Genomic DNA, 26,010 nt, shown 5'->3' with positions numbered 1-26,010 from the left:
CGGGCGAGCGGGCGCAACCGGTCGGCGAGCCCGCCGGGCGCCGTCGTGGACGGGTCCGGCGCCGACGACGCCGGGATTCGCCCGGCTCGGGTGAGACCGCGAGGCGAATCCGTGTCCGGCTGCGCCGGACCATGCGTTACAGTCACCCGCAGGAGGCCGCCCGGCGGCCTCCTGCATCTCCGAGCGGGCCCGCGGTGGCGCCGTGCCGTCGGAAGAAACGCGAGGAAGGCAGCCGTGTCCACCAAGCTCGTCATCGTCGAGTCCCCCAACAAGGTCAGGTCCATCGCCGCCTACCTGGGCGAGGACTTCGACGTCGAGGCCTCCATCGGCCACATCCGCGACCTGGCCCAGCCCTCCGAGCTGCCGGCCGCCGAGAAGAAGGGCCCCTACGGCAGGTTCGCGGTCGACGTCGAGGACGGATTCAAGCCCTACTACATCGTCAACCCCGATAAGAAGAAGACGGTCACCCAGCTCCGCAGGGCCCTCAAGGGCGCGGACGAGCTCTATCTCGCCACCGATGACGACCGCGAGGGCGAGGCCATCGCCTGGCACCTCCTCCAGGTCCTCAAGCCGAAGGTGCCCGTGCGCCGCATGACCTTCACGGAGATCACCCGGGAGGCCGTCACTCGCGCCCTGGACAGCACCCGCGACCTGGACGTCCATCTGGTGGACGCCCAGGAGACCAGGCGCATCCTGGACCGCCTGGTCGGCTACGAGGTCAGCCCCGTGCTGTGGCGCAAGGTACGTGCGGGCCTGTCCGCCGGCCGCGTCCAGTCGGTGGCCACCCGGCTGGTCGTCGAGCGCGAGCGCGAGCGCATGGCCTTCGTCGCGGCCGGCTACTGGGGGGTCGAGGCCGAGTTCACCGAGTCCGCAGAGTCCGCTGACTCCGCAGGACTCCCCGGGACCGCGGGGCCGGTCGCCGCTCCGCCGACCGCCGACGACGCCCGCCGGGAGGGTGCCTTCACCGCCCGCCTGGCGACCCTGGACGGACGTCGCGTCGCCACGGGGCGGGACTTCACCGACGCCGGCGCGCTACGCCCGGCCGCCGTCGAGGCCGGCGCCGTCCACCTGCACGAGGTCGGGGCCAGGGCCGTGGCCGACGCCGTCGAGCGCGGCCGCCCGCGCGTGGCGGAGGTCGAGGAGAAGCCCTACAGGCGCCGCCCCGCGGCCCCCTTCACCACCTCCACCCTCCAGCAGGAGGCCTCCCGCAAGCTGCGCATGAACCCGCGCGAGACCATGCGGGTGGCGCAGAGCCTGTACGAGAACGGCTTCATCACCTACATGCGAACCGACTCCACGGTGCTGTCCGGTCAGGCCGTGGCGGCGGCGCGCGCCCAGGTGGCCGAGCTCTACGGGGCCGAGTACGTCCCCGAGCGCCCCCGCGTCTACGCCTCGAGGGCCAAGGGCGCCCAGGAGGCCCACGAGGCCATCCGCCCCGCCGGGGACCACTTCCGCACCCCGGCCCAGGTGGCGGACCGGCTCACCGGCTCCCAGTTCCGCCTCTACGAGCTCATCTGGAGGCGCACGGTCGCCTCCCAGATGGCCGACGCCGTCGGCTCGACCGCCACCGTGAGGGTCGAGGTGCCTCTGCGCACCGCGGGCGGGGACTCGCGGGATGCGGGCCCGGCCTTCTCCACGGCGGGGTTCACCGCCTCTGGCACCGTCATCACCTTCCGCGGATTCCTGGCCGCCTACGAGGAGGGGCGCGACGCCGAGCGCTACGAGTCGGAGTCCGGCGGCAGGGCCGGCGCCAAGGGCGACAGGGACGCGCGCCTGCCGGCGATGAGCGCCGGCGACGAGCTCACCGCCCTGTCCTCGCGGGCCTCGGGCCACGAGACCACGCCGCCGCCGCGCTACACCGAGGCCTCCCTGGTCAAGGCCCTGGAGGAGCGCGAGATCGGCCGCCCCTCCACCTACGCGGCGATCATGTCCACGATCTCCGACCGCGGCTACGTCGATCACCGCGGTCAGGCCCTCGTGCCCACGTGGCTCGCCTTCGCCGTCACCCGCCTGCTGGAGGAGAGCTTCGCCGAGCTGGTCGATTACGACTTCACCGCCTCCATGGAGGCGGACCTCGACCGCATCGCCGCCGGGCGGGAGGACCGGGTCGCCTGGCTCACCCGCTTCTACTTCGGACAGGGCGCGCAGGAGCCCGCCGGGGGCGGCGACGGCGCGACGCGGACGGAGAGGACCGAGGCCGAGCAGGGCCTCAGGTCCCTGGTGGAGAATCTGGGCGAGATCGACGCCCGCGCCGTCAACTCCATCGAGATCGGCGAGGGCATCACCCTGCGGGTGGGCCGCTACGGCCCCTATCTGGAGGACTCCGAGGGCAAACGGGCCAACGTGCCCGCCGACGTCGCCCCCGACGAGCTCACGGTGGCCAAGGCGCGAGAGCTGTTCGAGCGGGCCGCCGACGACGGCCGCGAGCTCGGCGTCGACCCGGCGACCGGGCACACGATCATCGCCAAGGACGGCCGTTACGGGCCCTACGTCACCGAGGTGCTCCCCGAGCCCGAGGAGGACTCCGGGACCGCCAGGGCCGACAAGACCGACAAGCCCGGGGAGCCGTCCGGGAGGACGACGAGGGCCAGGAGGACGACCAAGTCCGCCAGGTCTGCGAAGACGGCGGGGCCCAAGCCCCGCACGGCCAGCCTGCTGCGCTCGATGGACCTGTCCACCGTGACCCTGGAGCAGGCCCTCGACCTGCTGAGCCTGCCGCGCGTGGTCGGCCAGGACCCCGAGGGCGTCGACATCACCGCCCAGAACGGCCGCTACGGCCCGTACCTGAAGAAGGGGACGGACTCGCGCTCCCTGGAGACCGAGGAGCAGATCTTCACGGTGACCCTCGAGCAGGCCCTGGAGCTCTTCGCGCAGCCCAAGCGGCGTCGAGGCCAGGCCGCCGCCCGCGGCCCGTTGCGCGAGCTCGGCACGGACCCGGAGTCCGGCCGGCCCGTCGTCATCAAGGACGGCCGTTTCGGGCCGTACTTCACCGATGGGGAGATCAACGTGACCCTGCGGCGGGGTGACGACCCGGCCACCGTCACCCCGGAGCGCGCCTACGAGCTGCTCGCGGAGAAGCGCGCCAAGGGCCCCGTCAAGAAGCGCACGACCCGCAGGAAGACGACGAAGACCGCTCAGAAGTCGTCGAAGTCCGCCCGGGCATCGACGACCTCCCGCAGGAAATCGACGGCCTCCCGGGCCGACAAGTCCTCGTCCTCCTAACGCCGAGATCGGTTCGGTTCCGCGCCGAGATCGGTCGGGTTCCGGCTCGAGATCGGTCGGGTTCCGGCTCGAGATCGGTCGGGTTCCGCACCGAGATCGCTCCGACGACGGCGCGCCCGGCGGCCGGAGCCGCGAGTCGCGCATTTCTGCACGAAACCGGCATTCCTGCGTGAGTCCGACGACGGCGCCGTCGGACTCACGCGAAAATGCCCGACTCCCGGCCCGGCCGTATCACGGGGCCGCCGTCGCAGCCCTGCGACAGAGCTGCGACAGTTTGAGGAGAACCGACAGGTAGGATACGTTTCGCACGAATTCCCCGATTGATTCCCGAGAGGAACTGACTCACATGCACCTTCCCAGGACCGCCTTTGCCGGAGCCGCCGCTCTGACGCTCGCCCTGTCGGCGGGCGCCTGCTCGATGTCCTTCAATGGCTCCGACTCCGGTTCCTCCGCCTCGCCTGCGGCCTCCCAGGCCCAGAAGGCGGACTCCGGCTCCAGCGGCTCGGCCGGCGCCGACGGCTCCGCGAGCCCCCGGGGCTCCATGAGCACCGAGGACTCCGATGACCACGGCGGCGACGACGACCACGACCACGACGGCGGCGACGCCGAGGACGCCGCGATCACCGATCCCACGTGGAAGGACATTCTCAGCAACGGCGAGCGCAAACAGGTCTCCGGCAGCTACGCGGTCCCCGGTGCGGGCGAGACCCTCAACCTGGTGGGCGACCTCGACAGCCTGACGATTCAGGGCGCCAGCACCAGGATCGCCGCTGAGGACGTTGACACCCTCACCATTCAGGGATCCGATGTCGTGGTCTATGCGCGCGACATCGACCACCTCGTGATCCAGGGCTCCGGCGTCACCGTCCACTGGCTCGAAGACGACCCCGACATCCAGGACCAGGGCGCCGGCAACACCACCGGGAAACTCACCCAGTGAATCCTGCAGATTCAGCGCGCTCGGCGAATTCGACGAGTCCAGTGAATTCAGCGGATTCTACGGATTCTGCGGGCTCAGTGAATTCTGTGAATTCGGAAGGGCGCTCATGACCCGGCCCGCCGCACCGGCCTCCTCGCCCGCCACGGTTCTGCTCGTCGATGACGAGGCCCCCATCCGCCGTTCTCTCGGCCCCTACCTGGAGCGCAGCGGGTATCGGGTCATGCTCGCCTCGGACGGCGTCGAGGCGCTGGATCTCCTGGCCGCCTACGAGGTCGACATCGTCGTCTCCGACGTCCTCATGCCGCGCATGGACGGGCGGGAGCTGGTGCGGCGGGTGCGGGCCGGCGGCGCCTGGACGCCCATCATCCTGCTCACCCAGGTCGACGCCTCCTACGAGCGGGTCTCCGCCCTCGACGACGGCGCCGACGACTACCTGTCCAAGCCCTTCGACCCCGCCGAGCTCGCCTCCCGCATCCGCGCGGTCCTGCGTCGCAGTCGGGGGACCAGGCAGCCGTTGACCGCCGCGACCCGCCTCGTGTCCGGCGACCTCGTCCTGTACCGGCCCGCGCGTCGCGTCGAGTTGCGGGGGCGCGAGCTCTCCCTGACGCCGAAGGCCGTGACGCTCCTGGACTACCTCATGAGCCATCCCGGCGAGCTCCACACCCGGGACGCGCTCCTGTCGGCCCTGTGGGGCATCGACTTCGCCTCCTCGACGCGGGCCGTCGACCACCGCGTCCGGGAGATCCGCCAGGTCCTGGGCGACGACGCCTCCGCGCCCGTCTACATCGAGACCGTCCCCTCCGTGGGGTACCGCTTCCGCGCCGAGGTCCACGCGTGACCCGGACCGGCGAGGGCGGGCCGTCCTCCGATGAGGACCGGCTGCTGCGCCCCGCCCTGGTGGGATGGGTTCTCCTCCTGGGCGTCGCGGTGGTGCTGACCGCCGCGACGCAACTGCTGTGGGGCGATCTGCGCCTGCGCATCGCGGCGTCGCCCGCGCTGGTCGTCGGCGAGGTCCTGGTCGTCGTCCTCCTGATCGCGCTGATCATGATCGTCGGCCGGTACCGTCGGAACGCCGACCGCCGGCGCCTGCGACGTCAGATCCAGGAGGAGGCGCGCATGCAGCACCGTCACTTCCTGCGCCGCCTCGACCACGAGCTCAAGAACCCGTTGACGGCGGTGCGCGCCGCCGTCGCCGACGCCTCCCAGAGCGCCTCTCCCGCCATCGCCGTCAACCTCGAGGTCGTCGATGCCCAGTCCCGGAGGATGAGCCGTCTGCTGACCGACCTGCGCAAGCTCTCCGAGCTCGAGGCGGCGCCCCTCGACCTGGAGGACGTCGATCTCGCCGAGACGGTCCAGGACGCCGTGACCTCCGTCATCGAGGAGGCCGCCGGGCGCGGGGTCGCCGTGCGCATCCGCCTCGACCTGCCGTCGATCCCCTGGCCCCTGCCGCACGTGCGCGGTGACGGCGACCTCCTCTACTCGGCCGTCTACAACGTCGTGTCCAATGCGGCCAAGTACACCCCCGCCGGCGGAGCGATCGAGGTGCGCGGCCGGGAGGAGAGCGGCATGGTGACGATCGAGGTCGCCGACACGGGCATCGGGGTGCCCGAGCGGGAGATGGGACTCGTCTTCCGCGAGCTGGGTCGTGCCGACAACGCCCGGGCGCTGCCCGGCTCCGGGCTGGGGCTGCCCCTGGTGCTCACGATCGCCAGGCGCCATGGCGGGAATGCGGGCATGACCTCGCGCGAGGGAGTGGGCACGCGCGTGTGGCTGGCGCTTCCGGTGGCGGGGCCGACGGGAGGGGCCTGAGCGCTCGGGCCGGGGCCGACGGGGTCGCCGGCCCGAGGGCTCGGGCCGGGGCGCCCGGCCGCTCCGAGCGCCACCGCGGTTCTCATGGCTCTACTGCGCGAGCTCGTCGGCGACGTCGGCGGGTAGCGGATCGATCCGGCAGACGTCCCCCTCATCGGGCAGCGAGCCATCGACCAGGTAGTCGCTGACGCGCGAGGTGGCGCATGCGTTCGACAGCGAGGCGCCGTGCTGGTGGCCCTCGACGGTGAGCAGGTGCCCGGCGTCGAGCTGCGAGGCCAGGGACTGCGCCCACGAGTAGGGGGTCTGCGAGTCCCCGGTGACGCCGACGACGAGGATCGGCGCCGAGCCGGGGGCTCGGGTCGCGGTCGGCGCGGAGGCCGAGACGACGCCCCAGCCGTGGCAGTAGGCGTCGGTCCCGGCGGGCAGCGAGCCCATGGCGCTCATGAACGGGTACTCCTCGGACGCCCGCGACGCGTTCGCGTTCCATACGGCCCGATCGGCGACGTCGGGGGAGTCGGCGCAGGTCACCGCGGTGTGGATCATCGCGAAGCGCGCCTCCTCCTGAGTCCTCGGCGTCGTGATCTGGCCGGACTCCGGCGCCAGGGCGCTCGCGCGCGCGAGCTCGCTGCCGTCGCGCCGGGTCATCGCCCGGGACAGGGCCCCGGTCAGCGCGTCCCAGTACTCGGGGCGGGCCAGCCACAGGCTCTGCGCGCGGTTGAAGGCCGCCGAGCCGTCCATCCGGCTGGTCCGTCCGTCCAGAGTGACGGTGAGCGGCGCGGCGTTCAGGCTCTTGAAGAAGGTGGTGACCTGCGCGACGGCCTCATCGACGGTGCCGGTGACCGGGCATCCGTCCTGCCCCAGGCAGTAGTCGAGATACGCCCGCAGCCGGCTCTCCCGATACGCGAACTGGGCGTCGGCCGTCTCCGAGCGGGTCAGCGTCGGGTCCGTCGCGCCGTCCAGGACGACACGCCCGACATTGCCGGGGAAGAGCTCGGCGTAGGCGCTGCCGATGGAGGTGCCGTAGGAGTAGCCGAGGTAGGCGAGCCGCTCGTCGCCGACCGCGGAGCGCAGGACGTCGAGATCCCGGGCCGTGTCGAACGTGCCCATGTGATCGATGAGATCCGGGATCTCGGAGTACCTCCGGCACGCGGCGGCGTCGGCCGCGCCCTTGGCGACCGTTGACGTCCAGAAGATGTCGTCGATCGTCGGGGCGGGGGAGGCGTCGTCCGACGGCGCGGCCCCGGGGCCGGCGGGGCCAGCGGATTCAGAGGGCTCGGGGGGTTCGGCGTCCCCGCCCGCCTCGTCGGAGGGCGCCGCGCCCGCGGCGTCGTCTCCGGCGGCACCGCCGTCACCGCCGTCACCACTGCCGTCGCCGTCCTCGTCGCCGACGTGCGCGAGGTCGTCGGGGGACCAGCAGGTCAGACGGGTCGAGTCGCCGACGCCGCGCGGGTCGAAGCCGACGAGGTCGTAGGAGGCGAGCATCTCGGGGGTGTACGCGGACGCGGCGGACGCGACCATGCCGGTACCGCTGCTGCCCGGACCGCCGGGGTTGAGGAACAGGGAGCCGAGCTCGGCTCCGCCGTCGGAGGCCGGCAGGCGCCTGAGGGCGATGGAGACGGTCTGCCCGGCCGGGTCGTCGTAGCTCAGCGGGACGCTCGCCGTGGCGCACTGATAGCCGACGGCGCCGTCCGGGCAGTCGCTCCAGGACAGATCCTGGTCGTAGAAGGGCTCCAGGCCCGCGGGCGCGCCGTTCGACGAGGCCTGCCCGGATTCCGCCGGTTCCGCCGCGGAGGAGTCGCCAGCCGCCGTCTCGTCCCGCGCGCTCCCGGGACTCCACCGGCAGGCCGCCGTCGGGGCGACGACCAGGACGAGGACCGCCAGCGCTGCCGCCAGGTGCCCGAGACGAGTACCCGAGAAGAGCGTCATACCGCGAAAGTACCACGGTGCGCGCACCGCCGGTTGCGCGCACCGCCTGTCGCAGGACCGCGACAGGGCGATGACATCGCAGCGACATCCCGATCGTAGGGTCATCCACATGAATCACGTCACCCACGCCCGCATCGCCGTTGTCGGAGTGCGCCCCCGGCGTCCCGTCGCCTGCGCGGTCCTGCTCAGTGCCGCCTGCCTCGCCCTGGGCGCCTGCCGCGCCTCGGCTCCGGTGGCGGCGCCCTCCTCGGAGGCGGGCGCCGCCGACCCGTCGACCGCCCCCGCCTCCGTTCAGGCGACGAGCCCCCGGGCCGCGGACTCGGCCGCCCCGGCGACTCCCTCCGCGTCCGCCTCCGCCTCGGCCGGCACGACGGTGCCCGGGTACGCCCTGGGCGAGGCGCCGCCCGTCCCCCTGTTCACTCTGCCCGACATGGGCCTGCTCACGGCCGACCGCGGCTCCTTGACCTCCGACCAGACCGCCGCCGTCGATTCCGTCCCCGGCGTCACCGTCTCACCCGCCCGCTGCGACCAGGCCGGGAGCATCTACCTGGGCTCCACCAGCACCGTCCTGACCGGCAATGGCGGTGTCGCCTCCTCCGACGCCACCGGCTCCGTCGTCAACAACGGCGACGGCTCGGGCTCCTACACGGACGGCAAGGCGACCGTCGTCAACAACGGCAACGGGTCGGGCTCCTACACGGACGGGACCACGCGGATCGTGACCAACGGCGACGGCTCGGGGACCTACGTGGACGAGCACCTGTCCGTGACGGTCAACACCAACGGCTCGGGCACCTCCACCGACTCCACCACCGGGGAGAGCACCGTGATCAACGGCGACGGCTCGGGCTCCTACAAGCGCGGCTCCGTGAGCATCGTCAACAACGGCGATGGCACGGGCACCTACAGCGATGGGTCGCTGTCCATCCTCAACCGCGGCGATGGCACGGCGCTGGTCAACGGCCAGAGCACTGCCGCCGAGCCCCTGTCGCCGGTCGGCAAGGTCGGGTCCTTCCCCTCGATCGACGCCATCAAACCGGTGCAGTCCTGCGGCACCGCCATCTCCCTGGACGCCGGCATCCTGTTCGACGTCGATTCCCACCAGATCCGCCCGGAGTCGAACGAGGTGCTCGCGTCCCTGGCCCGGGTGCTCTCCCAGGCCGGTGCTCCGAAGGCGACCGTGGCCGGTCACACGGATTCCGTCGCGGACGACGCCTACAACCAGACCCTCTCCGAGCAGCGCGCCCAGGCCGTCGTCGATGCCCTGCGCGCGTCCGGCGCCACCTCCACCCAGCTCACCGCCGTTGGCTACGGGGAGACTCAGCCGGTGGCGCCCAACACGGCTCCCGACGGCTCGGACGACCCGGCCGGGCGCCAGCTCAACCGCCGTGTCGAGATCATGATCCCCGTCTTCTGACCCGTTCCCGTCCTCACCCGCAAGAAGTTCACAAGGAATCCGTTAAGGAATCCACAAGGAGCATCCCATGACCATCGCCTCCGCGATCCCGGAGTCCCTCGCGGCCCCGACCCCTTCCCCGTCTTCATCCGGCCCTCTGTCCTCAGCGGGCTCGCTCGGCCCCGCCGCCTCCCGCTCCGGCGCCTCCGCGGGTGGTCCTGCGCCGTCCCGCCCCGTGCGCCGCCTGGTCGCCCTGGCCTGCGCCCTGGCCCTGAGCGCGGGGCTGGGAGCCTGCTCGATCACCCTGGACCGCGCGGGCGGAGGCTCGGGGAGCTCCGGGGGCGCCGCGGAGGCGCCCTCCGATTCCGGTGCATCCTCCGGGGCCCCCACGTCCGCGGCCTCCGCGTCGCAGACGCCGACGACGAGGCGGATCGACGACTCGCCGTCGGTGCCCGTGCCCTCGACGACGCCGTCGCCGAGCGGCTCGCCCACCGCGCTGCCGCCGCTGCCGTCCGCCGATCCCTCGCGCCCGGGCGCCGGGGTCACCATCACCAACGACGACTGGGTGACGGCGCAGCAGGACAAGAACATGACGATGACGCCGAGCAACGGTCAGGTCGTCGTCGATCGCAGCTTCAAGAACATCGTCATCGAGGGCGATGTCACTGACCTGACGGTGAACTCCGACCACGTGGACGTCGTGGTCGACTACGCCCAGAACGTCATCGTCAACGGAACCGGCGTCCACGTCTACGTGCGCGACACGGGAAGCGTCACCGTCACCGGTAGGTTCAACACCGTGCTGTGGGCCGGCAACACCCCGCAGATTCAGGACCTCGGCGACTACAACACGATCAAGAACCAGGCCGAGGAGGACTAGCCGCGCCGGGCCGCTCCGGCGGTGCCCGCCGGCCCGGGCTTTTCCGCGCGAGTCGGGCATTTCTGCGAGAGTCGGGCGACGACGTCGTCGGCCTCGCGCAGAAATGCCGGCTTCGTGCAGGAATGCCCGACTCGTGGTCCCAGCGACCGGATGCGGCGCCGTCGGACCGATCTCGAGCCGGAACCGGACCGATCTCGAGCCGGAATTGAACCGATCTCGGCGATGGCGCGGATTCGCCGACGAGGCCCGCTACGCTGGGACCGTGACCGACAGCGCCTCTCGCCCGCAGGACGCCCTCGAGGCGCCCGACGCGCCCGGCTCCGCGCACCCGGGCCTGTTCATCTCCTTCGAGGGCGGCGACGGCGTCGGCAAGACCACCCAGATCCGCATCCTCGCCGACCTCCTCGCCGCCGCCGGCGTCGACCGCGTCCTGACTCGCGAGCCCGGCGGCACCGACCTCGGCGGCTCCATTCGCGAGCTTCTCCTGCACGGCGGCGACATCGCTCCCCGTGCCGAGGCGCTCCTGTACGCCGCCGACCGCGCCCACCACGTCGCCACGCTGGTGCGCCCCGCCCTCGAGCGCGGCGCCGTCGTCCTGAGCGACCGCTACCTCGACTCCTCGATCGCCTACCAGGGGGCCGCCCGGGCGCTGGGGCCCGAGGAGGTCCGCGCCCTGTCCCTGTGGGCCAGCGACGGCCTTCTCCCGGATCTGACGGTCCTGCTCGACGCCGACCCGGGCCTCGCCGCCCGCCGCACCATGGCACGCGGCGCCAAGGATCGCTTCGAGCGCGAGCCCGGCGCCTTCCACGCCGCTCTGCGGGCCGAGTTCCTCGCCCTCGCCGACGCCGAGCCCGCCCGCTTCGTCGTCATCGACGCCGATCGCTCCGTCGACGAGGTCGCCGATGACGTCATCGAGGCCGCCGTCGGCGCCGTTCAGCGCCATGGCGCCCGCTTCCAGCGCGGCGGGACGGCCCACCAGCGCGTGCTCGTGGGCCTGGAGGCCTTCGTCGCCGCGGCGACCGCTCACCGTGGGGGCGCGCGGTGAGCGTGTGGGACGACGTCGTCGGGCAGGAGGCCGTCGTCTCCTCCTTCGAGGCGGCCGCCCGCTCGGCCCGCGCCGTCGCCGAGGCGCGCGAGGGCGTCGCGGAGCCCCCTTCGGCCGTCGCCACGGATGGGGCCGGTGCCGCCGGCCTCGCCGACGGCGCCACCTCCGCCGGCCCCACCGACCCCGCTGACGGATCCGGCGGGCCCGAGGGCTCGGCCATGACCCACGCCTGGCTCGTGACTGGCCCGCCCGGATCGGGCCGCTCGGTCGCCGCCCGCGCCTTCGCCGCCGCCCTGCAGTGCACCGGCCCGGTCCCCGGCTGCGGGCAGTGCAAGCCCTGCCGCGACGTCATGGCCGGCTCCCACCCCGACGTCGTGCGCCTGGCCACCGAGAAGCTCCTCATCAGCATGGAGGAGGTCAAGACCCTCGTCGGCGAGGCGCAGCGGCGCCCCTGGACCGGTCGCTGGCGCGTCCTCCTCGTCGAGGATGCCGACCGCATGGCCGAGCGCACCACCAACGTGCTGCTCAAGTCCATCGAGGAGCCCCCGCCCCGGACCGTGTGGATCCTGTGCACACCGTCCGCCGACGACGTCCTGCCCACCATCCGCTCCCGCTGCCGTCTGGTGACCCTGCGCATCCCGCCGGCCGACGCCGTCGCCGAGCTGCTCGTGCGCCGCGACGGCGCGGAGCCGGGTCTCGCCGCGCGGGCCGCCAGGGCCAGCCAGTCGCACATCGGGCTCGCCCGGCACCTGGCCACCGATCCGGGCGCCTGGGAGCACCGACGCCGGCTCCTGCTCGCGCCCGTGTCCCTGCGCAGCGTCGGCGATGCCGTCCTGGCGGCCGCCGAGCTCGTCGAGGCCGCTGAGGCCGAGGCCAAGGACGCCACCACCGAGCGCGACGCGAGGGAGAGGACGTCTCTGCTGCGGGCGCTGGGCCTGGAGGGGGGCGCCAGGGTGCCGCCCGCCCTGCGCGCTCAGGTCCGCCAGCTGGAGGAGGACCAGAAGCGCCGCGCCAGGCGCGCCCGCACCGACGTCCTGGACCGGGCCATGATCGATCTGCTCTCCTTCTACCGTGATGTGCTCGCCGCCCAGATGGGCAGCGACGTCGAACGGGTCAATATCGACCTGTCCGAGGCGCTCGACGGCGTCGCCGCCTCCACCTGCCCAGAGCAGTCCCTGGCGCGCATCGCCGCCATCGAGGAGTGCCGGGCGCGGCTGCGCTCCAACGCCGCTCCGTTGCTGGCCGTCGAATCCCTCATGGTCCAGCTGCGCCCCCAGGCCTGAGGGCGTCGCGGGCACCTCGGGCACTGCCGCCGCCCCCTTTCGCCGAGATCGGTTCGCTTCCGCACCGAGATCGGTCGAGTTCCGGCTCGAGATCGGTCCGCCGGCGCCGCATCCGGTCGCCGGGACCACGAGTCGGGCATTTCGGTGCGAGGCCGACGACGGCGTTGTCCGACTCGCGCAGGAATGCCCGCCTCGCGCAGGAATGTCGGTCTCGCACCGGCACGTTCGCCTCGTGGCGGGGGTGCCGGGGAGCGCGCGGACCTCGCGGAGTCCGCCTCCTGCGATCCGGCCCGCTCAGGGGCACGCCGTCGAGGCGGTTGACCCCTGGCTCGCGGCGGGGGCCGACTCCGTGCCCGCCCAGGAGGCGAGCAGGCGCAGCGCGTCCTGGCTGGGCGATCCCGGCTCGACGGCGTAGACCGTCATGCGCAGGCCCGGCGCCGTCGTCAGCGGCATCGGCTCGTAGGCCAGGTGCAGCTCGCCGACCACCGGGTGGTGGACGACCTTCTCGCCACGGCACAGGTAGCGCACGTCGTGGCGGGCCCACAGCTCGGAGAAGTCGCGGCTGCGCGTGGACAGCTCCCCCACGAGCGCCGTCAGACGCTCGTCCGTCGGGCCCGCTCCGACGGCGAGGCGCAGCATGGCCACGAGGTCCTCCGCGCCCGATGCCCAGTTGGGGAAGAAATCATGGCTGCGAGGGTCGAGGAACATGAAGCGGGCCATGTTGGCGTTCTGACCCGCCTGCGGCATGGGATCGATGAATAAGGGGGAGTACAGGGCCCGCCCCATGAGATTCGAGGCGACGTAGGTGCTCAGGGAATCCTCCACGAGCGCCGGAGCGCTCATCGAGTCGAGGATCCACTGCATCCTCGGCCGCAGCGTGCTGCCGTCCGCGCGGGAACGACGCCGTCGGGCGCGGCCGGTGGGGGACGCGGAGCGCGCGAGGTCGAACAGGTGCCGGCGCTCGGCGTCGTCGAGCTGCAGGGCGGACGCGAGCGCCTCGAGGACCTCCTCCGAGGCGCCGGCGACGCGGCCCCGCTCCAGGCGCGTGTAGTAGTCGACGCTCACGCCCGCGAGCATGGCGACCTCCTCGCGACGCAGACCGGGAACCCGGCGGTTCCCGCCGACCACGGGCAGCCCCGCCATCTGCGGAGTGATCTTGGCGCGCCTGGTCGTCAGGAAGTCCTTGACCTCGGCTCGGGCGTCCGCCGGTGCGGGGACGCCCGTCGTGGATGAGGTGGGGGCCTTCTCACTCATGCCGATCACGCTAATGCCGGGACCGCCCGGACGGGAGACCCTGACGGATCCCCGTTGCGGCTCCGCGGGCCCCGGGCGGGCCCGCGGGGTGCGCGGCGGTGCGGACGCCCCGCAGGAGTCCTCCCGCGAGCCACGGCGGCGGCTGCGGTCGGGCCGGGGGAGGGCGCCGAAGTCCCCCTTCAGAAGGAGGAGCGTGCGGAAACCGGGGCCGTAGGCTGTTGACGTGACTATCTTCCGTACGCGTTCCTGTGCCCGTCGCGCGCTCGCGGCGGCGGCCGCCCTTCTGACGGCTGTGACGGCGACCTCCTGCGGCAGTCATCCCGCGGTCGCTCCCACGCCCATCGCCGACGGCGACCCGGCGCCCACGCCGGCGGGGCTGGAGACGTTCTACGGTCAGGAGGTCTCCTGGTATCCGTGCGGGGAGAAGGGCGGCATGCGGGAGGCCGGGTCCGACGCCGATACCGGTTCAGGCACCTACTCATGCGCGCGCATCACCGTTCCGCTGTCATACGACGATCCCGGCGGCGCCGCCATCGAGATCGCCCTGAAGCGCCGCTCGGCGAACGGCACCAGTATCGGCTCCCTGTTCGTCGATCCCGGCGGGCCGGGAGGCTCGGGCGTCAATCTGGTCGAGAACGTCAAGGGCTATCTGTCCGACGACCTGCTCGAGTCGTACGACGTCGTGGGATTCGACCCGCGCGGCGTGGGCGGCTCCACCGCCGTCGAGTGCCTGACCGATGCCGAGCTCGATGCGGAGCGCTCGGGCGAGGACGATGACCGGAACACCCGGAAGACCTCGGCGGCCGAGGCGCGGGCCGATGTCACCGAGCGCGCCACCAGGCTCGAGGGCGAGTGCGAGGCCGGCACCGGTGTCCAGGGGCTGCTCGACCACATCGACACCGTGTCCGCCGCCCGTGACCTGGACGTTCTGCGGGCGGCCGTCGGGGACGGCGCCCTGAGCTATCTGGGCTACTCCTACGGGACCTACCTCGGGGCCACGTACGCCGAGCTGTTCCCGGGCAACGTCGGGCGCATGGTGCTCGACGGTGCGGTCGACCCGACACTCACCGGGGGACAGGTCTCCCTGGGCCAGGCGCAGGGCCTCGAGGGCGCTCTGCGAGCCTACGTCGAGGACTGCCAGAGCAAGAAGGGGTGCCCCCTGATGGGCGATGTCGACTCCGGGGTCAAGCAGGTGCGGGACTTCCTCGAGCAGACCCGGACCCTGCCCTTGAAGACATCCGATTCGAGCCGGCCGCTGACGTACTCGCTGGCCTTGGATGCGGTTCTCAGGATCATGTACCAGCCCGAGTCCTGGTCGTCCCTCACCCAGGGCCTGGACCGGGCCATGAACCAGGATGACGGCTCGACTCTACTCTCCATCTCCGACCTGTTCTCCTCTCGCAATTCCGACGGCACCTACAAGAGCAACGGTGATGAGGCCATCGGCGCGATCAACTGCCTGGACTACCCCGTCGCCGGGGACACCGAGTCCTGGGACGCCGAGGCCGAGGAGATCGAGGCGGCCTCGCCGACCTTCGGGGAGGAGCTGACCTACTCGGACCTGTACTGCCAGGCCTGGGGCCATGAGTCGACCCGGGCGCGCGAGCCCATCCGCGCCTCCGGAGCCGCTCCGATGCTCGTCGTCGGCACCGTGGGCGACCCGGCCACCCCCTACGCCTGGAGCCAGGCCCTGGCCGCCCAGCTCGACGACGGCCACCTGCTCACGTGGGAGGGCAGTGGCCACACCGCCTACGGGCGCGCGGGCAGGTGCATCACCGACGCGGTCGACGCCTACCTGCTCGCCGGCCGACTGCCGGAGGCGGGACTGACCTGCGCCGCCGACAAGTGACTCCCGCCGGCGCGCGGCGGGTCGACAGCGCCTATCCGCGCGGGGCGGCACTCCCCGCGTGACTCCCGCCGGCGCGCGGCGGATCGTCCCGACGGCGGCGCGCGGCTCCGTCGTCGGAGGCGCTGCGCGGCGGCCGGCCCGCTCGCGGGGGCGCGGCGGATCCCACTGCGATCACCGACATCGGTGAGCCCGCTCGCACCGTGATGCGCGGCTCCGCCGTCGGAGGCGCTGCGCGGGCCGGGGCGGCTCCCGGGCCGCCGGGCGCCGGGCTCAGCGGTCGTGCGACTCGGTGAGCTCGCCCGCGATCGACCGGCTCATCCACTCGGCCAGCTCAGCGCCCCGCAGTCCCTGGGCGAGGAGGAACTGCACCTTGGCGTAGGTCGCCTCCAGCGTCATGTCGCGGCTGCCCACCGCCCCGGCCCGCGCGATCGCGTCACTCGCCTCGTAGCGACCCGGCAGCACCTCGGCCTCGTGGCACTGGGAGGCGACGACGACGGCCGCGCCCGCATCGATCGCATCGACGACGACGTCGGTCAGCCCGGGCTCCGCGCTCGGGACGTTGCCGACCCCGAAGGCCCGCAGGATGATCGCTTCGGGCAGGGGCGTGACCAGTGCCCTCAGCCGGGCGGCGGTGATGCCCGGGACGAGGTCGATGACGACGACGTCGTGGCGCGCGTACGGCAGGGGCCGTGACCAGCCCGCGCCGGACGCGCGGGAGGGCGCCCACCGCCAGGGCGCCCCGGCCGCTGCAAGAGGCTCCGCGCCGGGGGAGGAGAATCCGTCGAAGGCCCACGAACTGGTCTTGGTGATGCGGTTTCCAGCGAGCAGATGGTGCCCGAAGAAGACGCTGACGCCGGGCGCGAGCCCGCTCGTGGCGGCGCGCAGGGCTCCTGTGACGTTGGGGATCGCGTCCGAGCCGACGACGCCCAGGGGCAGTTGGGAGCCGGTGACGACGATCGGCCGGTCGAAGTCGGTCAGGGCGTAGGACAACGCGGCCGAGGTGTAGGCCATCGTGTCGGTGCCATGAAGAACGACGTATCCCCCTGCAGTCCCCGGGCCTTCCGCGCTCCCCCTCCTCTCTGCTCTCCCCGCGTTTTCCCCATTCTCTGCGCTCTGCCCGCTCTCGGAGCCCGCCGCGCTCTCCGCCGGGGCCGCGGCGCGGTGTTCGCGCAGATCGTCGACGATCGCCTGCCACGAGTCGGGAGTGGCGTTGGCGGAGTCGATGAGAGGGTCGAGGACGGTGAGAGAGATCCGCCCGTCCAGGTCGGTGCCCTTGAAATGTGCGAAGAGCCGTTCGCCGAGTTCGGCGCTGGGCACGAGCCCATGAGGGGAGTCGATCATCCCGATGGTTCCACCGGTATAGGTGATGTGCACGCCGGGTGCGGACTCGGACGGCATAGCTGCTGGCATAGCGGGCATAATAGGCGCGACGAGTGCGGGAGTCATGACGGGGCGCGGCGGAGCGCCGGTCGTGGCGGATCGCGACGGGTTGATGGGCTCAGGTGGCGGTCGCGGAGTATGGGGCGGTGCGGGGCTCCGTACGGTGCGCGGACCATTCAAATGAAGAAAGAGGGGTGGTGGGGGCCACCCCCTGTCATCGATGCGGGATACGTCAATTGAGAAGAACGAGGGAGGCGACTCGCGGATCGAGATCGCTTGCGCGGCGCGGGGAGCCCGCGTCCCGGGAATGACGCTTCCGGTGGGTGCGCGACTGCGGGGAACGGCGTCGTGAGTGCGAGTCGCGGTCCCGGGGATCGTCCGGGCCGCGGGCCCGCGCCGCCGTTGGCGGTGCGGGCCCGAGCCTGTGTCCAGAACCACTTCCGCGTGGTTGGCGCGCGGTTTGCGCGACGTGCTCCGAGGCCGGTAATGTGCGACCCGCTGCGCTCGTAGCACGCCACCTTAGCTCAGTCGGCAGAGCGATTCACTCGTAATGAATAGGTCGTGGGTTCGATTCCCACAGGTGGCTCTCCGCAGACGCCTCATCCCGGGACCCCGAGGTCCCGGGATTTTTCGTTTTCGCCCCCTCGCCGCCCCTCTCGGGTCTCCCCGCCGCCGGTGTCGCTGGCGCCCGCTCTTCCCCACCCTCTCGCCGAGACCGGTGGATACCCGCATCGAGATCGGCGGAAACGGGATCGGACGCGGATAGATCGGTCGCTGTTCGGGCTTGCATTCAATTCTCTTTGCGCTTAGCGTTGTCACCAATGATTTGCTCGCTGGAAAGCGGGGACCGCCAACCCGAAAGGTGTGTGCTATGGCGCAGAAGACTCAGATCATTCTTGTGGACGACATCGACGGCTCCGAGGCCACTCAGTCCGTTACCTTCGCCCTTGACGGCGTAACCTACGAGATCGATCTCAATGACGACCACGCAGCAGCGCTGCGTGAGACCGTTGAAGAATGGACAGTCAAGGCCCGGCGTGTCAGCGGACGTCGCACCCGCCGCCGCGCGGGGGCCGCCAGGACCTCCTCGAACACGCAGAAGGTGCGCGAGTGGGCGCGCTCCAATGGTTATGAGGTCTCCGACCGAGGCCGCATCCCCGCTTCCGTCCGTGAGGCCTACGACGCCGCCAACTGATCTCGTCGTCACACGTCCGCCGCGGCCGACGCGCGACTCGGGCCCCTGCGTCCACTGGGACTCAGGGGCCTGGCCGTGTCTGCCGCGGCCTGGCAAGATAGAGCCATGGCTTACACCCTTGTGCTGCTCCGCCACGGCGAGAGCGAATGGAATGCGAAGAATCTCTTCACCGGCTGGGTCGATGTGCCGTTGTCCGAGAAGGGCCGTGCCGAGGCCGTGCACGGAGGTGAGTTGCTCAAGGAGGCGGGGGTCCTGCCTGAGAAGCTCTTCACCTCGATGCTGCGCCGTGCTATCACGACGGCGAATCTCGCCCTTGACGCCGCCGACCGCCACTGGATCCCGGTCGAGCGCGACTGGCGTCTCAACGAGCGCCACTACGGCGCGCTTCAGGGAAAGAACAAGAAGCAGACGCGCGATGAGTACGGCGAGGAGCAGTTCATGCTCTGGCGCCGCTCTTACGATGTCCCGCCGCCGGCGATCGAGGCCGGCAGCGAGTTCTCCCAGGACACCGATCCCCGCTACGCGGGTGAGCCGATTCCCGCCACCGAGTGCCTCAAGGACGTCCTCGCCCGTCTCCTCCCGTACTGGGAGGGCACCATCATCCCCGAGGTCAAGACGGGTAAGGTCGTCCTCATCGCCGCGCATGGCAACTCGCTGCGCGCCATCGTCAAGCATCTCGACGACATCTCCGACGACGACATCGCAGCCGTCAACATCCCCACTGGTATTCCGCTGGTCTACGAGCTGGATGAGGAGACGCTCAAGCCCGTCGAGAAGGGCGGTCATTACCTCGACCCCGAGGCCGAGGCGAAGATCGCCGCGGTCGCCAATCAGGGTAAGTGACGCTCACGGGACGCCGGTCCTGATGATGATCCCGGTCATGCGGTAGCCGCGCGTGTTCGTGTGACGGCGGCCCGTCGCCCTCCGCACGGAGGACGGCGGGCCGCCGTCGATTCTCGGTCCTCGCCGTCGAGTTCGGTTCGGTTCCGGCTCGAGTTCGGTTCGTTGTCGTGGTTGTGTGGTGGGGTGGTTCGTGGCGGGGCCGGTGGTGGGTGGTGGTTGTCGGACGGACGTGCTGTGCGGCTTGCGGTCGGGGTGGGTGGTCGTGGTCGGGGTGTGGGGGTGATGGGTCGGGTGGGGTCTGGTGCGGTGGGAGGGTTGTGCGGTGGTGCCGTAATCTTGGAGTCGGCGGGCCGCGCAATCGGGTGCGGGTGGTAGTGCCGGAGGCGCCGATGCGGCTGAGGAGGTGTGGCGGCGCGCGGGCTACCCGAGTGGTGGCCCCGACGCCTCCGGTCATCCTGACTGAGGATGACCACCTCGCGATCATCGGCCTGGGAGGCGTGGGCGCGAATGAGGCCCGCCACGTGGATTCGCGCGTACGGGCCGCTGGCCGTGCCGGGAGCTCTCGGTGGGGCCAGCGGCCCCTTTGCGCGCGTGGCGGTGGACCCGGCTCACCCTTGCCCCCTTCGGGCCAGGAGCGGCCCCTTCGCGCGCGTGGCGGTGGAGACATGGGGCACGAGAGTGAGGGTGCGGCCTCCTGATGGGGCCCGTGGGGTTTCTGCGGCGTAGCCGGACTCATCTGGGCGGCACAATGTCCACATCTTCCGCAAAGGAGTCCCGAGCCAGTATCGGCGGCGGAGAAAACCCGGAATATCAACGATTCCTCTCGCGCATTCCGGCGGGATCCGGGCCTTTGCGGCAGATGTGGACACCCGGACGTGCCCGAGGAGAAGGTTCCCGCCGTCATCGGTGAGGAGGACGACTCGGCGCAGCCCGCACGCGCCCGATGAGAAGGCGCACGAGGAGGGCCGCTCCGATCACCGCCTCGGCGAGAGCGGCGATCCAGGCGAATCCGATGGGGCACGCGACTTGAAGAAGAAGGCCGGTGCCCAGAAGAGCATCGTTGCGCCTGGCCGCTCCGACGATGGCCAGAGCGGTGCCGATAATACTGACCAACGCGAAGGGGATCAGAACGGAGGTGCCGCCGTCGTAGACGAGGGCGACCCACGCCCCGTACAGCGCCATCGGCGCGGTGATCGCCGCTAGCGCCCAGGCGACCGGGCGGTGGAGTACCGGGAGAGTCGGAACCGACATCGGGGGTCATCACCACTCGGGGTTGTCATTGCTCTTGGACGCGGTCGCCATGTGAGTGCCCGGGCATGAGCGACTCTGCCAGAAGGTGACTCTGTAGGTCCCGTCGTCGTACGAGACGTTGGTGTTCCTCAACTCAATTTCTTGCCAATCGCTTCTGAAGTTGCACCATAGCCAGTCGCTATGGAATGAGGCGGATGTTCGCGTGGTCGCGGTTTCGGCCGGTGACGTATCGAACTGAAGTTCAACCGGCTTTCCTGAAGGGTGGTTCCAGGACACTGATGTGGAGGACGTGGCGGTCCATCGAGTCATCCAGGTGGATGAATCATCCCAGCAGCGATGCGAATTGAGTCGGTGCTTGGCGATGTCGATATTGATAATATCCTGAACAGTCTGAGAGGAATGGATCCAGTTGCAGGACGATGCGGCCTCATCCCCGACTTCATCCACCTGGGCGGACGGCGCTGAAGCGGTCGAGGGAGACTCCGTACCCTCGATGCCGGAAACATGGCAGTCGTCCGTGATGTCGTACTCTATGGAGGCATCGACGGAAGGGCTCTTCGAGTATGTGACCTCGACGGACAGCGTGTCACAGTCGCCCTCTCCGCTGATTGCCAACTGAGCACCCGTTGTGGCGTCCGTCTCGAAGCGCTGAGAACCGCCGGGATCACTGCTGGCCGCGGCAGGAGAGGACAATCCGATGAGAAGAGTGAGTGCTGTGCCGGCGGTGGCGGTGCGTCGAACAATTGAAGATGCGGTCGTCATATTTTCTTCTCGTTGATGTCGTCAGGGGGCGGACTCGTTGATCAGTGTATGACGAACGGAGTGGATGGCTCGCGAAAAATCTCCGATGAACATCCTGGGCGGCATCCGGATGCCGCCACCAAGATGCCTCCATCATATCCCGGTATCAAATCGGTGCTCGCTGGAATTCTCTCTATAGTTTTCTTCGCGCGTGATGGGGTCCCAGTGAGATTGCCCGGGGCCGCGGGGATGGTGGTGGAGGTGCTGGAGCTGATTCCGCTTTGTTTTCCCGGCGCCGATGTATTCGGAGGGGTAGTTGGAAGGGGTAGTTGGAGAAGAGTCGATGCGTTATCGGCTCCGTCACCCCCTCCGTCGGTACTCAATAGTCGACACTCAGTAGGAGGGGCCGGCGCGAGTATCGGCCGTCGGCGGGCCGAGGCCCCGCCTTCGGGCGGACTCGGGCCTGCCCGGGCGGCCCCGGCTGGACCCGGGCGGCCCCGGCTGGACCCGGGCGGCCCCGGCTGGACCCGAGCGGGCCTAGGCTGGGCCCGGGCGGCCCCGGCCCGGCCCCGGATGGAGTCTGTTGGAATCGGGTGAATGCCGCGCTGACGCTACCCTTGTGGCCGTGCCGGCGAGCCGCTCGGCGGTGCCCCGTCGCCCCGGGGCCACCGGGTCGGGAACACACGCGGAGGATGAGGAGAACGATGCGCGACACAATCAACGTCCAGCTCGCCCCGGGGTGGCGGACGATCACCCCCGAGGAGCTTCCGCCGGGCATGCTCGACCCCGCCGGAGACACGGTCCGCTACGTGGCGGCGGCCGTGCCCAGCACGCCCGCCTACGCCCCCAACCTCGTGGTCGTTCGCACCTCTTTGAGCCCGGAGGAGGATCCTGCGGAGGTCCTCGTCGGCTCCGCCCGCGTCATGGCGGACAGCATCCCCGGGATGCGCATGATCGACGAGTTCGCGGCCGCCGGCCCGCCCGAGGGACGGCGTCTGCGCAGTGGCATCTACATCCTCGACGACCAGGCCCTCACCGTGTTCCAGATCGCCTGGCTGGACGAGACCCCCGAGGGCATCAACCTGTGGACGGCGACCTTCACCTGCACCACCCGCGAGTTCGGCACCGTCTCCGAGCAGTTCCTCTCCATGAGCGAGACCCTGGAGGTCGCAGCATGAGCTCCTTCGACACCGACCGCGGCGTCATCATCCTGGAGACGGCCCAGTGGGATGTTCTCCAACGCATGGTCACCGGTCCCGTCGCCGATCGCGCCACCTACGCCGAGGGGGCCCTCGTCGGTCTGGAGGACCTCGGCGTCATCGACCCCTACGGCCCGACGGCGGCGGCTCGGGAGGTCCTCGCGGGTCTCATGGCCGCCGACGCCCGGTACACCCTCCGCCGTCTCGACCCGACCGACACGGTGCCCGTGCGCGACCTCATCATCTCGCTCGCCGCACCCCGCTGCACCGTCACACGGTACGACGCCGATGGCATCCACCTCTACGCCTGCGACGACGTCGAGGTCCCCCATATCGCCCTGGCCAACGACCACCTGTACCCCCGCCCCATGATCGACGACGGCCCCGACGAGGTCTTCGACACCCTGGCCGCCGCCGCGCGCCTCGCGGACATCGAGGCCGCCGCGCGGATCATGCGGGACATCGGGGCCAGCGGACCGCGCGCCTCCGACTTCGTCCACGACGCCGGAACCGGGCGCTGGACCATGGCGATGCGCATGCGGGAGGACCGGGACAGGGACGGCTTCACCGCCACCGGGCAGATGCTGACCCTCGGCGTGACCACCATGCTCTACGAGATCATGGAGGACTCCAACCCCGTCGTCGACCCGAACGGCCCCTCCTCGGCCATTCCGCTGCGACCCGTGCTGGGGACCGAGGTCTGGGCCGAGGTCAGCCGCTGGTTGTGGGCGAATCCGTAGTCGACCGGTGGCTCGCGGAGCACCTTCGCGCCTCTCCGCCCGCCCGGGGGCGGGGTCACCATGCTCGGCGATGCGGGCCGTGCTTCTCCGCCCGCCCGTCCAGCGGCGCACCGCTGGACGGGCGAACATGCTCACATTGCGCCTATGACAGGGTCAGTCCACCCTAGTGGCCATGATTGATAACCCGAACTCATCCACGGTGGCGCAGGCTGCTCGCGACGCCGAGCCCGAGGGGCGCGCTGCGCCCGCATCCGCTCCGGTCATCACCGTGGTTGAGCCCGAGGCTCTTGCGCCTCTGGGGCGCCTGAGCGAATGGCTCTTCGCCGAGGGAGCCGTCCTGCACATGGTGCGGCCCTGGTCCGGGGACGCGATCCCCGACCTGTCCGAGATCGGCAGCGGGCTCGTCGTCCTGGGCGGGGCCATGAGCGCGCACGACGACGCCGCTCACCCCTGGCTCGCGGACCTGCGCGCCCTGCTGCGGGGCGCAGTGGATGAGCGCGTGCCCGCGGTCGCCATCTGCCTGGGGTCCCAGGTGGCGGCCGAGGCGCTGGGCGGCGCCACCGCGGTCCCCTCCCCGCACGGAGGCGAGGGCGGCGTCGTCGAGCTGGAGCTGACCGAGGACGCCGAGCGGGACGCGGCCTTCTCCGAGATCGTCGACGAGGCGGTGCGCGCCGCGGTCCGAGCCGGCGTCCCCACCCGGGATGGCACCAGGCTGCCCGTCATCGTCTCCCATGACGACGACGTCGTCCGCCTGCCCGAGGGGGCGACGCTGCTGGCCTCCTCATCGGGCGCACCGGTGCAGGCGTGGCGTGCGGGCAAGCTCCTGGCCCTCCAGCACCATCCCGAGTCAACTCCCGCGCGCATCGACTACTGGCGGGCCCGTTCGACGGCCCGGGCCATGGGCGTTGCCGTGGGGGAGGAGGCCGGGGCGCTGTCCACGGTCGAGCTTCCCGCCGAGGCCGTGGAGGCGGGCGCGCGCGCCCGTGCCGAGGCCGAGGAGGTGGAGCCGGTCATTCAGGCCTTCGGCCGCGCCCTGGCCCGGGTCCTGGTGCGCGACGCGCGCGCCCGAGCGGCTCACAGGGTCGCCGTCGCACAACGCTGATGGCGCACGCCGGCGCCGTCGGGTCCGGTCTTCCCGGCCGGCCCTCCACGAGTCGAGCATGTCTGCGCGAGGTCGGCATTCCTGCGCGGGTCCGACGCCGGTGTCGTCCGACTCGCGCAGGAATGCCGACCTCGTCGGGGCGCGCTCGGAGGCCGGCTCGGCGACGGGCGCCGCGCCGTCCGCCCCGCCGCCTCTACTGCAGGGAGTCGGCGTCGATGATGTCGTAGGTGTAGCCCTGCTCGGCCAGGAAGCGCTGCCGGTGGGCCGCGAACTCCTGATCGATCGTGTCCCGGGTGACGACCGTGTAGAAGTGCGCCTGGCGCCCTCCCCTCTTGGGCCGCACGATCCGCCCCAGGCGCTGGGCCTCCTCCTGCCGGGACCCGAAGGAGCCGCTCACCTGCACGGCCACGGAGGCCCCGGGCAGGTCGATGGAGAAGTTCGCGACCTTGGAGACCACGAGCGTGCTCACCTCCTCGGCGCGGAAGGCGTCGTAGAGCCGCTGACGCTCGCGCACGGTGGTGGTCCCGGTGATGAGTGGGGCGTCCAGATGCTCGGCGAGCTCCTCCAGCTGATCGACGTACTGGCCGATCACCAGTGAGGACTCCCCGGGATGACGGGCCAGCAGGTGGTCCACCACGCGCAGCTTGGCGGGTGTGGCCGCCGCCAGGCGGTACTTGTCCTCCTTCTCCGCCGTCGCGTAGGCCATCCGCTCCCTGGCGTCCAGGGCCAGGCGCACCTCGGTGCACACAGCCGGGGCGATCCATCCCTGATTCTCCAGGTCCTTCCAGGGGGCGTCGTAGCGCTTGGGGCCGATGAGGCTGAAGACCTCGTCCTCCCGGCCGTCCTCGCGCACCAGCGTGGCGGTCAGCCCCAGACGGCGGCGCGCCTGCAGATCGGCCGTCATGCGGAAGATCGGTGCGGGCAGGAGGTGCACCTCGTCGTAGACGACGAGTCCCCAGTCGTGGGAGTCGAGCAGGTCCAGATGCGGGTAGACGCCCTTCCGCTTGGTCGTCAGGACCTGGTAGGTGGCGATGGTGACGGGCCGGATCTCCTTGCGGGATCCCGAGTACTCGCCGATCTCGTCCTCGCCCAGGGAGGTGAAGCGCATGAGCTCCTCCTTCCACTGGCGAGCCGAGACGGCGTTGGTGACCAGAATGAGAGTCGTCGTCGAGCTCCTCGCCATGGCCGCGGCGCCCACCAGCGTCTTGCCGGCTCCGCAGGGCAGGACGACGACGCCGCTCCCGCCCGCCCAGAACGAGTCCACCGCCTCGGACTGGTAGGGGCGCAGCGCGAAGGCTCCCGGCTCGTGCGCCTCGACCCCGGCCGGGTCGTCGCGCAGGACGATCGGATGCGCCTCGCCGTCGACGTAGCCGGCCAGGTCCTCCGCGGGCCAGCCCAGCTTGATGAGGACCTGCTTGAGATGGCCGCGCTCGGAGGGGTGGACGACGACGTCGGCGGGGGACAGGCGAGTCCCGAGCAGGCCCTTGGTGCGCTTGGAGCGCAGGACCTCCTCCAGGACGGGCACGTCGGTGGCGTGCAGGACCAGGCCGTGGGCCGGATCGGTGATCAGTTGGAGGCGGCCGTAGCGGCCCATGGTCTCGGCGATCTCGGTGAGCAGGGCGTGCGGCACCGGGAAGCGCGAGTAGCTGATGAGGACGTGGACGACGGTCTCGGCGTCCAGGCCGGCGGCGCGGGCGTTCCACAGGGCGAGCGGGGTGATCCGGTAGGTGTGGACGTGCTCCGGCGCCCGCTCCAGCTCCGCGAAGGGGGCGATGGCGCGACGGGCATCATCGGCGCCGGGGCGGGCCACCTCCAGGAGGACCGATTTGTCGGACTGGACGATGAGGGGGCCGTCGGGCGTCGCAGGGTCGGACATGATGGGCAGTATCCCAAGTCCCGTGGCGCTCGCGCCGTGATTCGGGCGACGTGTTCCTCGGACTGCTTCCGTGATACCG

Annotated in this window: 20 protein-coding genes and 1 tRNA gene; 15 read left to right on the top strand and 6 right to left on the bottom strand. The window is 71.3% G+C overall.

Annotation, left to right across the window (positions count from 1 at the left end; genetic code table 11):
* Positions 1 to 234: 234 nt before the first annotated feature.
* The 4 genes from topA to G448_RS0113770 all read left to right on the top strand — a co-directional run bounded on the left by topA (position 235) and on the right by G448_RS0113770 (position 5,971).
* Complete coding sequence (gene topA / locus G448_RS0113785; protein WP_026408454.1) at positions 235 to 3,222, top strand: type I DNA topoisomerase; 2,988 nt, start codon at positions 235 to 237, stop codon at positions 3,220 to 3,222.
* Positions 3,223 to 3,568: 346 nt separating this feature from the next.
* Positions 3,569 to 4,162 (top strand): DUF3060 domain-containing protein, encoded by a 594-nt coding sequence (locus tag G448_RS0113780; protein ID WP_026408453.1) that lies wholly within the window; start codon positions 3,569 to 3,571, stop codon positions 4,160 to 4,162.
* Between the two features lie 106 nt (positions 4,163 to 4,268).
* A complete protein-coding gene (locus tag G448_RS0113775) occupies positions 4,269 to 5,000 on the top strand; it encodes a response regulator transcription factor (RefSeq protein ID WP_026408452.1) in 732 nt (243 codons plus the stop codon).
* A gap of 56 nt (positions 5,001 to 5,056) precedes the next feature.
* Positions 5,057 to 5,971 carry a sensor histidine kinase gene (locus G448_RS0113770; protein ID WP_034495591.1) on the top strand — a complete coding sequence of 305 codons (915 nt, stop codon included), beginning with the start codon at positions 5,057 to 5,059 and terminating at the stop codon, positions 5,969 to 5,971.
* A gap of 90 nt (positions 5,972 to 6,061) precedes the next feature.
* On the opposite strand, the gene G448_RS0113765 is transcribed toward G448_RS0113770, so the two are convergent.
* Positions 6,062 to 7,897 (bottom strand): alpha/beta hydrolase, encoded by a 1,836-nt coding sequence (locus tag G448_RS0113765; RefSeq protein WP_026408450.1) that lies wholly within the window; start codon positions 7,895 to 7,897, stop codon positions 6,062 to 6,064.
* Positions 7,898 to 8,006: 109 nt separating this feature from the next.
* Here G448_RS0113765 and G448_RS0113760 point away from each other — a divergent pair, with 109 nt between their 5' ends.
* The 4 genes from G448_RS0113760 (at position 8,007) to G448_RS0113740 (ending at position 12,501) form a co-directional block, all read left to right on the top strand.
* Complete coding sequence (locus G448_RS0113760; RefSeq protein WP_084436799.1) at positions 8,007 to 9,314, top strand: OmpA family protein; 1,308 nt, start codon at positions 8,007 to 8,009, stop codon at positions 9,312 to 9,314.
* Positions 9,315 to 9,381: 67 nt separating this feature from the next.
* A complete protein-coding gene (locus tag G448_RS0113755) occupies positions 9,382 to 10,173 on the top strand; it encodes a hypothetical protein (protein ID WP_026408448.1) in 792 nt (263 codons plus the stop codon).
* Between the two features lie 262 nt (positions 10,174 to 10,435).
* A complete protein-coding gene (tmk, locus tag G448_RS0113745; protein ID WP_026408565.1) occupies positions 10,436 to 11,218 on the top strand; it encodes a dTMP kinase in 783 nt (260 codons plus the stop codon).
* Positions 11,215 to 12,501: a DNA polymerase III subunit delta' gene (locus tag G448_RS0113740; RefSeq protein WP_026408447.1), complete on the top strand. Its 1,287-nt coding sequence runs from the start codon at positions 11,215 to 11,217 to the stop codon at positions 12,499 to 12,501. The genes tmk and G448_RS0113740 overlap by 4 nt, the downstream gene beginning before the upstream one ends.
* Before the next feature lie 294 nt (positions 12,502 to 12,795).
* Here the strand turns inward: G448_RS0113740 and G448_RS0113735 are convergent, their stop codons facing one another.
* The gene (locus tag G448_RS0113735) at positions 12,796 to 13,755 is read right to left on the bottom strand and encodes a helix-turn-helix transcriptional regulator (RefSeq protein WP_026408446.1); all 960 of its coding nucleotides are present in this window, start codon (positions 13,753 to 13,755) and stop codon (positions 12,796 to 12,798) included.
* A 223-nt stretch (positions 13,756 to 13,978) separates the two neighbouring features.
* Between G448_RS0113735 and G448_RS0113730 the strand changes: the two genes are divergently transcribed.
* The gene (locus G448_RS0113730) at positions 13,979 to 15,604 is read left to right on the top strand and encodes an alpha/beta hydrolase (RefSeq protein ID WP_026408445.1); all 1,626 of its coding nucleotides are present in this window, start codon (positions 13,979 to 13,981) and stop codon (positions 15,602 to 15,604) included.
* A 270-nt stretch (positions 15,605 to 15,874) separates the two neighbouring features.
* On the opposite strand, the gene G448_RS0113725 is transcribed toward G448_RS0113730, so the two are convergent.
* Entirely contained in the window at positions 15,875 to 17,014 is a 1,140-nt protein-coding gene (locus G448_RS0113725; protein ID WP_245572354.1) for an asparaginase, read from the bottom strand.
* Between the two features lie 483 nt (positions 17,015 to 17,497).
* Here G448_RS0113725 and G448_RS0113720 point away from each other — a divergent pair.
* From G448_RS0113720 to G448_RS0113710, 3 genes are all read left to right on the top strand, one after another.
* Positions 17,498 to 17,570 (top strand) — tRNA-Thr (locus G448_RS0113720).
* 285 nt (positions 17,571 to 17,855) lie between these two features.
* Positions 17,856 to 18,179, top strand: coding sequence for a histone-like nucleoid-structuring protein Lsr2 (locus G448_RS0113715; protein ID WP_026408443.1), 324 nt, complete (start codon positions 17,856 to 17,858; stop codon positions 18,177 to 18,179).
* 105 nt (positions 18,180 to 18,284) lie between these two features.
* Positions 18,285 to 19,022 carry a phosphoglyceromutase gene (locus G448_RS0113710; RefSeq protein ID WP_026408442.1) on the top strand — a complete coding sequence of 246 codons (738 nt, stop codon included), beginning with the start codon at positions 18,285 to 18,287 and terminating at the stop codon, positions 19,020 to 19,022.
* Positions 19,023 to 19,922: 900 nt separating this feature from the next.
* Here the strand turns inward: G448_RS0113710 and G448_RS0113705 are convergent.
* Positions 19,923 to 20,273: a hypothetical protein gene (locus G448_RS0113705; protein WP_026408441.1), complete on the bottom strand. Its 351-nt coding sequence runs from the start codon at positions 20,271 to 20,273 to the stop codon at positions 19,923 to 19,925.
* Positions 20,274 to 20,282: 9 nt separating this feature from the next.
* Positions 20,283 to 21,035 (bottom strand): hypothetical protein, encoded by a 753-nt coding sequence (locus G448_RS18305; RefSeq protein WP_156911059.1) that lies wholly within the window; start codon positions 21,033 to 21,035, stop codon positions 20,283 to 20,285.
* A gap of 683 nt (positions 21,036 to 21,718) precedes the next feature.
* Between G448_RS18305 and G448_RS0113700 the strand changes: the two genes are divergently transcribed.
* The 3 genes from G448_RS0113700 to G448_RS0113690 all read left to right on the top strand — a co-directional run bounded on the left by G448_RS0113700 (position 21,719) and on the right by G448_RS0113690 (position 24,055).
* Positions 21,719 to 22,192, top strand: coding sequence for a DcrB/PsbP domain-containing protein (locus tag G448_RS0113700; RefSeq protein WP_026408440.1), 474 nt, complete (start codon positions 21,719 to 21,721; stop codon positions 22,190 to 22,192).
* The gene (locus G448_RS0113695) at positions 22,189 to 22,953 is read left to right on the top strand and encodes a hypothetical protein (RefSeq protein WP_026408439.1); all 765 of its coding nucleotides are present in this window, start codon (positions 22,189 to 22,191) and stop codon (positions 22,951 to 22,953) included. The genes G448_RS0113700 and G448_RS0113695 overlap by 4 nt, the downstream gene beginning before the upstream one ends.
* Positions 22,954 to 23,125: 172 nt before the next feature.
* Complete coding sequence (locus G448_RS0113690; protein WP_026408438.1) at positions 23,126 to 24,055, top strand: type 1 glutamine amidotransferase; 930 nt, start codon at positions 23,126 to 23,128, stop codon at positions 24,053 to 24,055.
* Between the two features lie 193 nt (positions 24,056 to 24,248).
* Here the strand turns inward: G448_RS0113690 and G448_RS0113685 are convergent, their stop codons facing one another.
* The gene (locus G448_RS0113685; protein WP_026408437.1) at positions 24,249 to 25,931 is read right to left on the bottom strand and encodes a DNA repair helicase XPB; all 1,683 of its coding nucleotides are present in this window, start codon (positions 25,929 to 25,931) and stop codon (positions 24,249 to 24,251) included.
* Between the last annotated feature and the right edge of the window lie 79 nt (positions 25,932 to 26,010).

Origin of the sequence: Actinomyces gerencseriae DSM 6844 (genome assembly GCF_000429265.1) — a bacterium.
Lineage (GTDB): Bacteria > Actinomycetota > Actinomycetes > Actinomycetales > Actinomycetaceae > Actinomyces > Actinomyces gerencseriae.
Note: the sequence above shows the minus strand (reverse complement) of the source record. Positions and strands in the feature narration are given on the sequence as shown.

Bases quoted from the DNA above. Each gene is read 5' to 3' on its own strand.
- G448_RS0113755 (WP_026408448.1), top strand. From the start codon at position 9,382: ATGACCATCGCCTCCGCGATCCCGGAGTCCCTCGCGGCCCCGACCCCT.
- G448_RS0113760 (WP_084436799.1), top strand. From the start codon at position 8,007: ATGAATCACGTCACCCACGCCCGCATCGCCGTTGTCGGAGTGCGCCCC.
- G448_RS0113765 (WP_026408450.1), bottom strand. From the start codon at position 7,897: ATGACGCTCTTCTCGGGTACTCGTCTCGGGCACCTGGCGGCAGCGCTG.
- G448_RS18305 (WP_156911059.1), bottom strand. From the start codon at position 21,035: ATGACGACCGCATCTTCAATTGTTCGACGCACCGCCACCGCCGGCACA.
- G448_RS0113685 (WP_026408437.1), bottom strand. From the start codon at position 25,931: ATGTCCGACCCTGCGACGCCCGACGGCCCCCTCATCGTCCAGTCCGAC.
- G448_RS0113780 (WP_026408453.1), top strand. From the start codon at position 3,569: ATGCACCTTCCCAGGACCGCCTTTGCCGGAGCCGCCGCTCTGACGCTC.
- G448_RS0113735 (WP_026408446.1), bottom strand. From the start codon at position 13,755: ATGAGTGAGAAGGCCCCCACCTCATCCACGACGGGCGTCCCCGCACCG.
- G448_RS0113695 (WP_026408439.1), top strand. From the start codon at position 22,189: ATGAGCTCCTTCGACACCGACCGCGGCGTCATCATCCTGGAGACGGCC.
- G448_RS0113700 (WP_026408440.1), top strand. From the start codon at position 21,719: ATGCGCGACACAATCAACGTCCAGCTCGCCCCGGGGTGGCGGACGATC.
- G448_RS0113705 (WP_026408441.1), bottom strand. From the start codon at position 20,273: ATGTCGGTTCCGACTCTCCCGGTACTCCACCGCCCGGTCGCCTGGGCG.
- G448_RS0113775 (WP_026408452.1), top strand. From the start codon at position 4,269: ATGACCCGGCCCGCCGCACCGGCCTCCTCGCCCGCCACGGTTCTGCTC.
- G448_RS0113710 (WP_026408442.1), top strand. From the start codon at position 18,285: ATGGCTTACACCCTTGTGCTGCTCCGCCACGGCGAGAGCGAATGGAAT.
- G448_RS0113725 (WP_245572354.1), bottom strand. From the start codon at position 17,014: ATGCCAGCAGCTATGCCGTCCGAGTCCGCACCCGGCGTGCACATCACC.
- G448_RS0113715 (WP_026408443.1), top strand. From the start codon at position 17,856: ATGGCGCAGAAGACTCAGATCATTCTTGTGGACGACATCGACGGCTCC.
- G448_RS0113690 (WP_026408438.1), top strand. From the start codon at position 23,126: ATGATTGATAACCCGAACTCATCCACGGTGGCGCAGGCTGCTCGCGAC.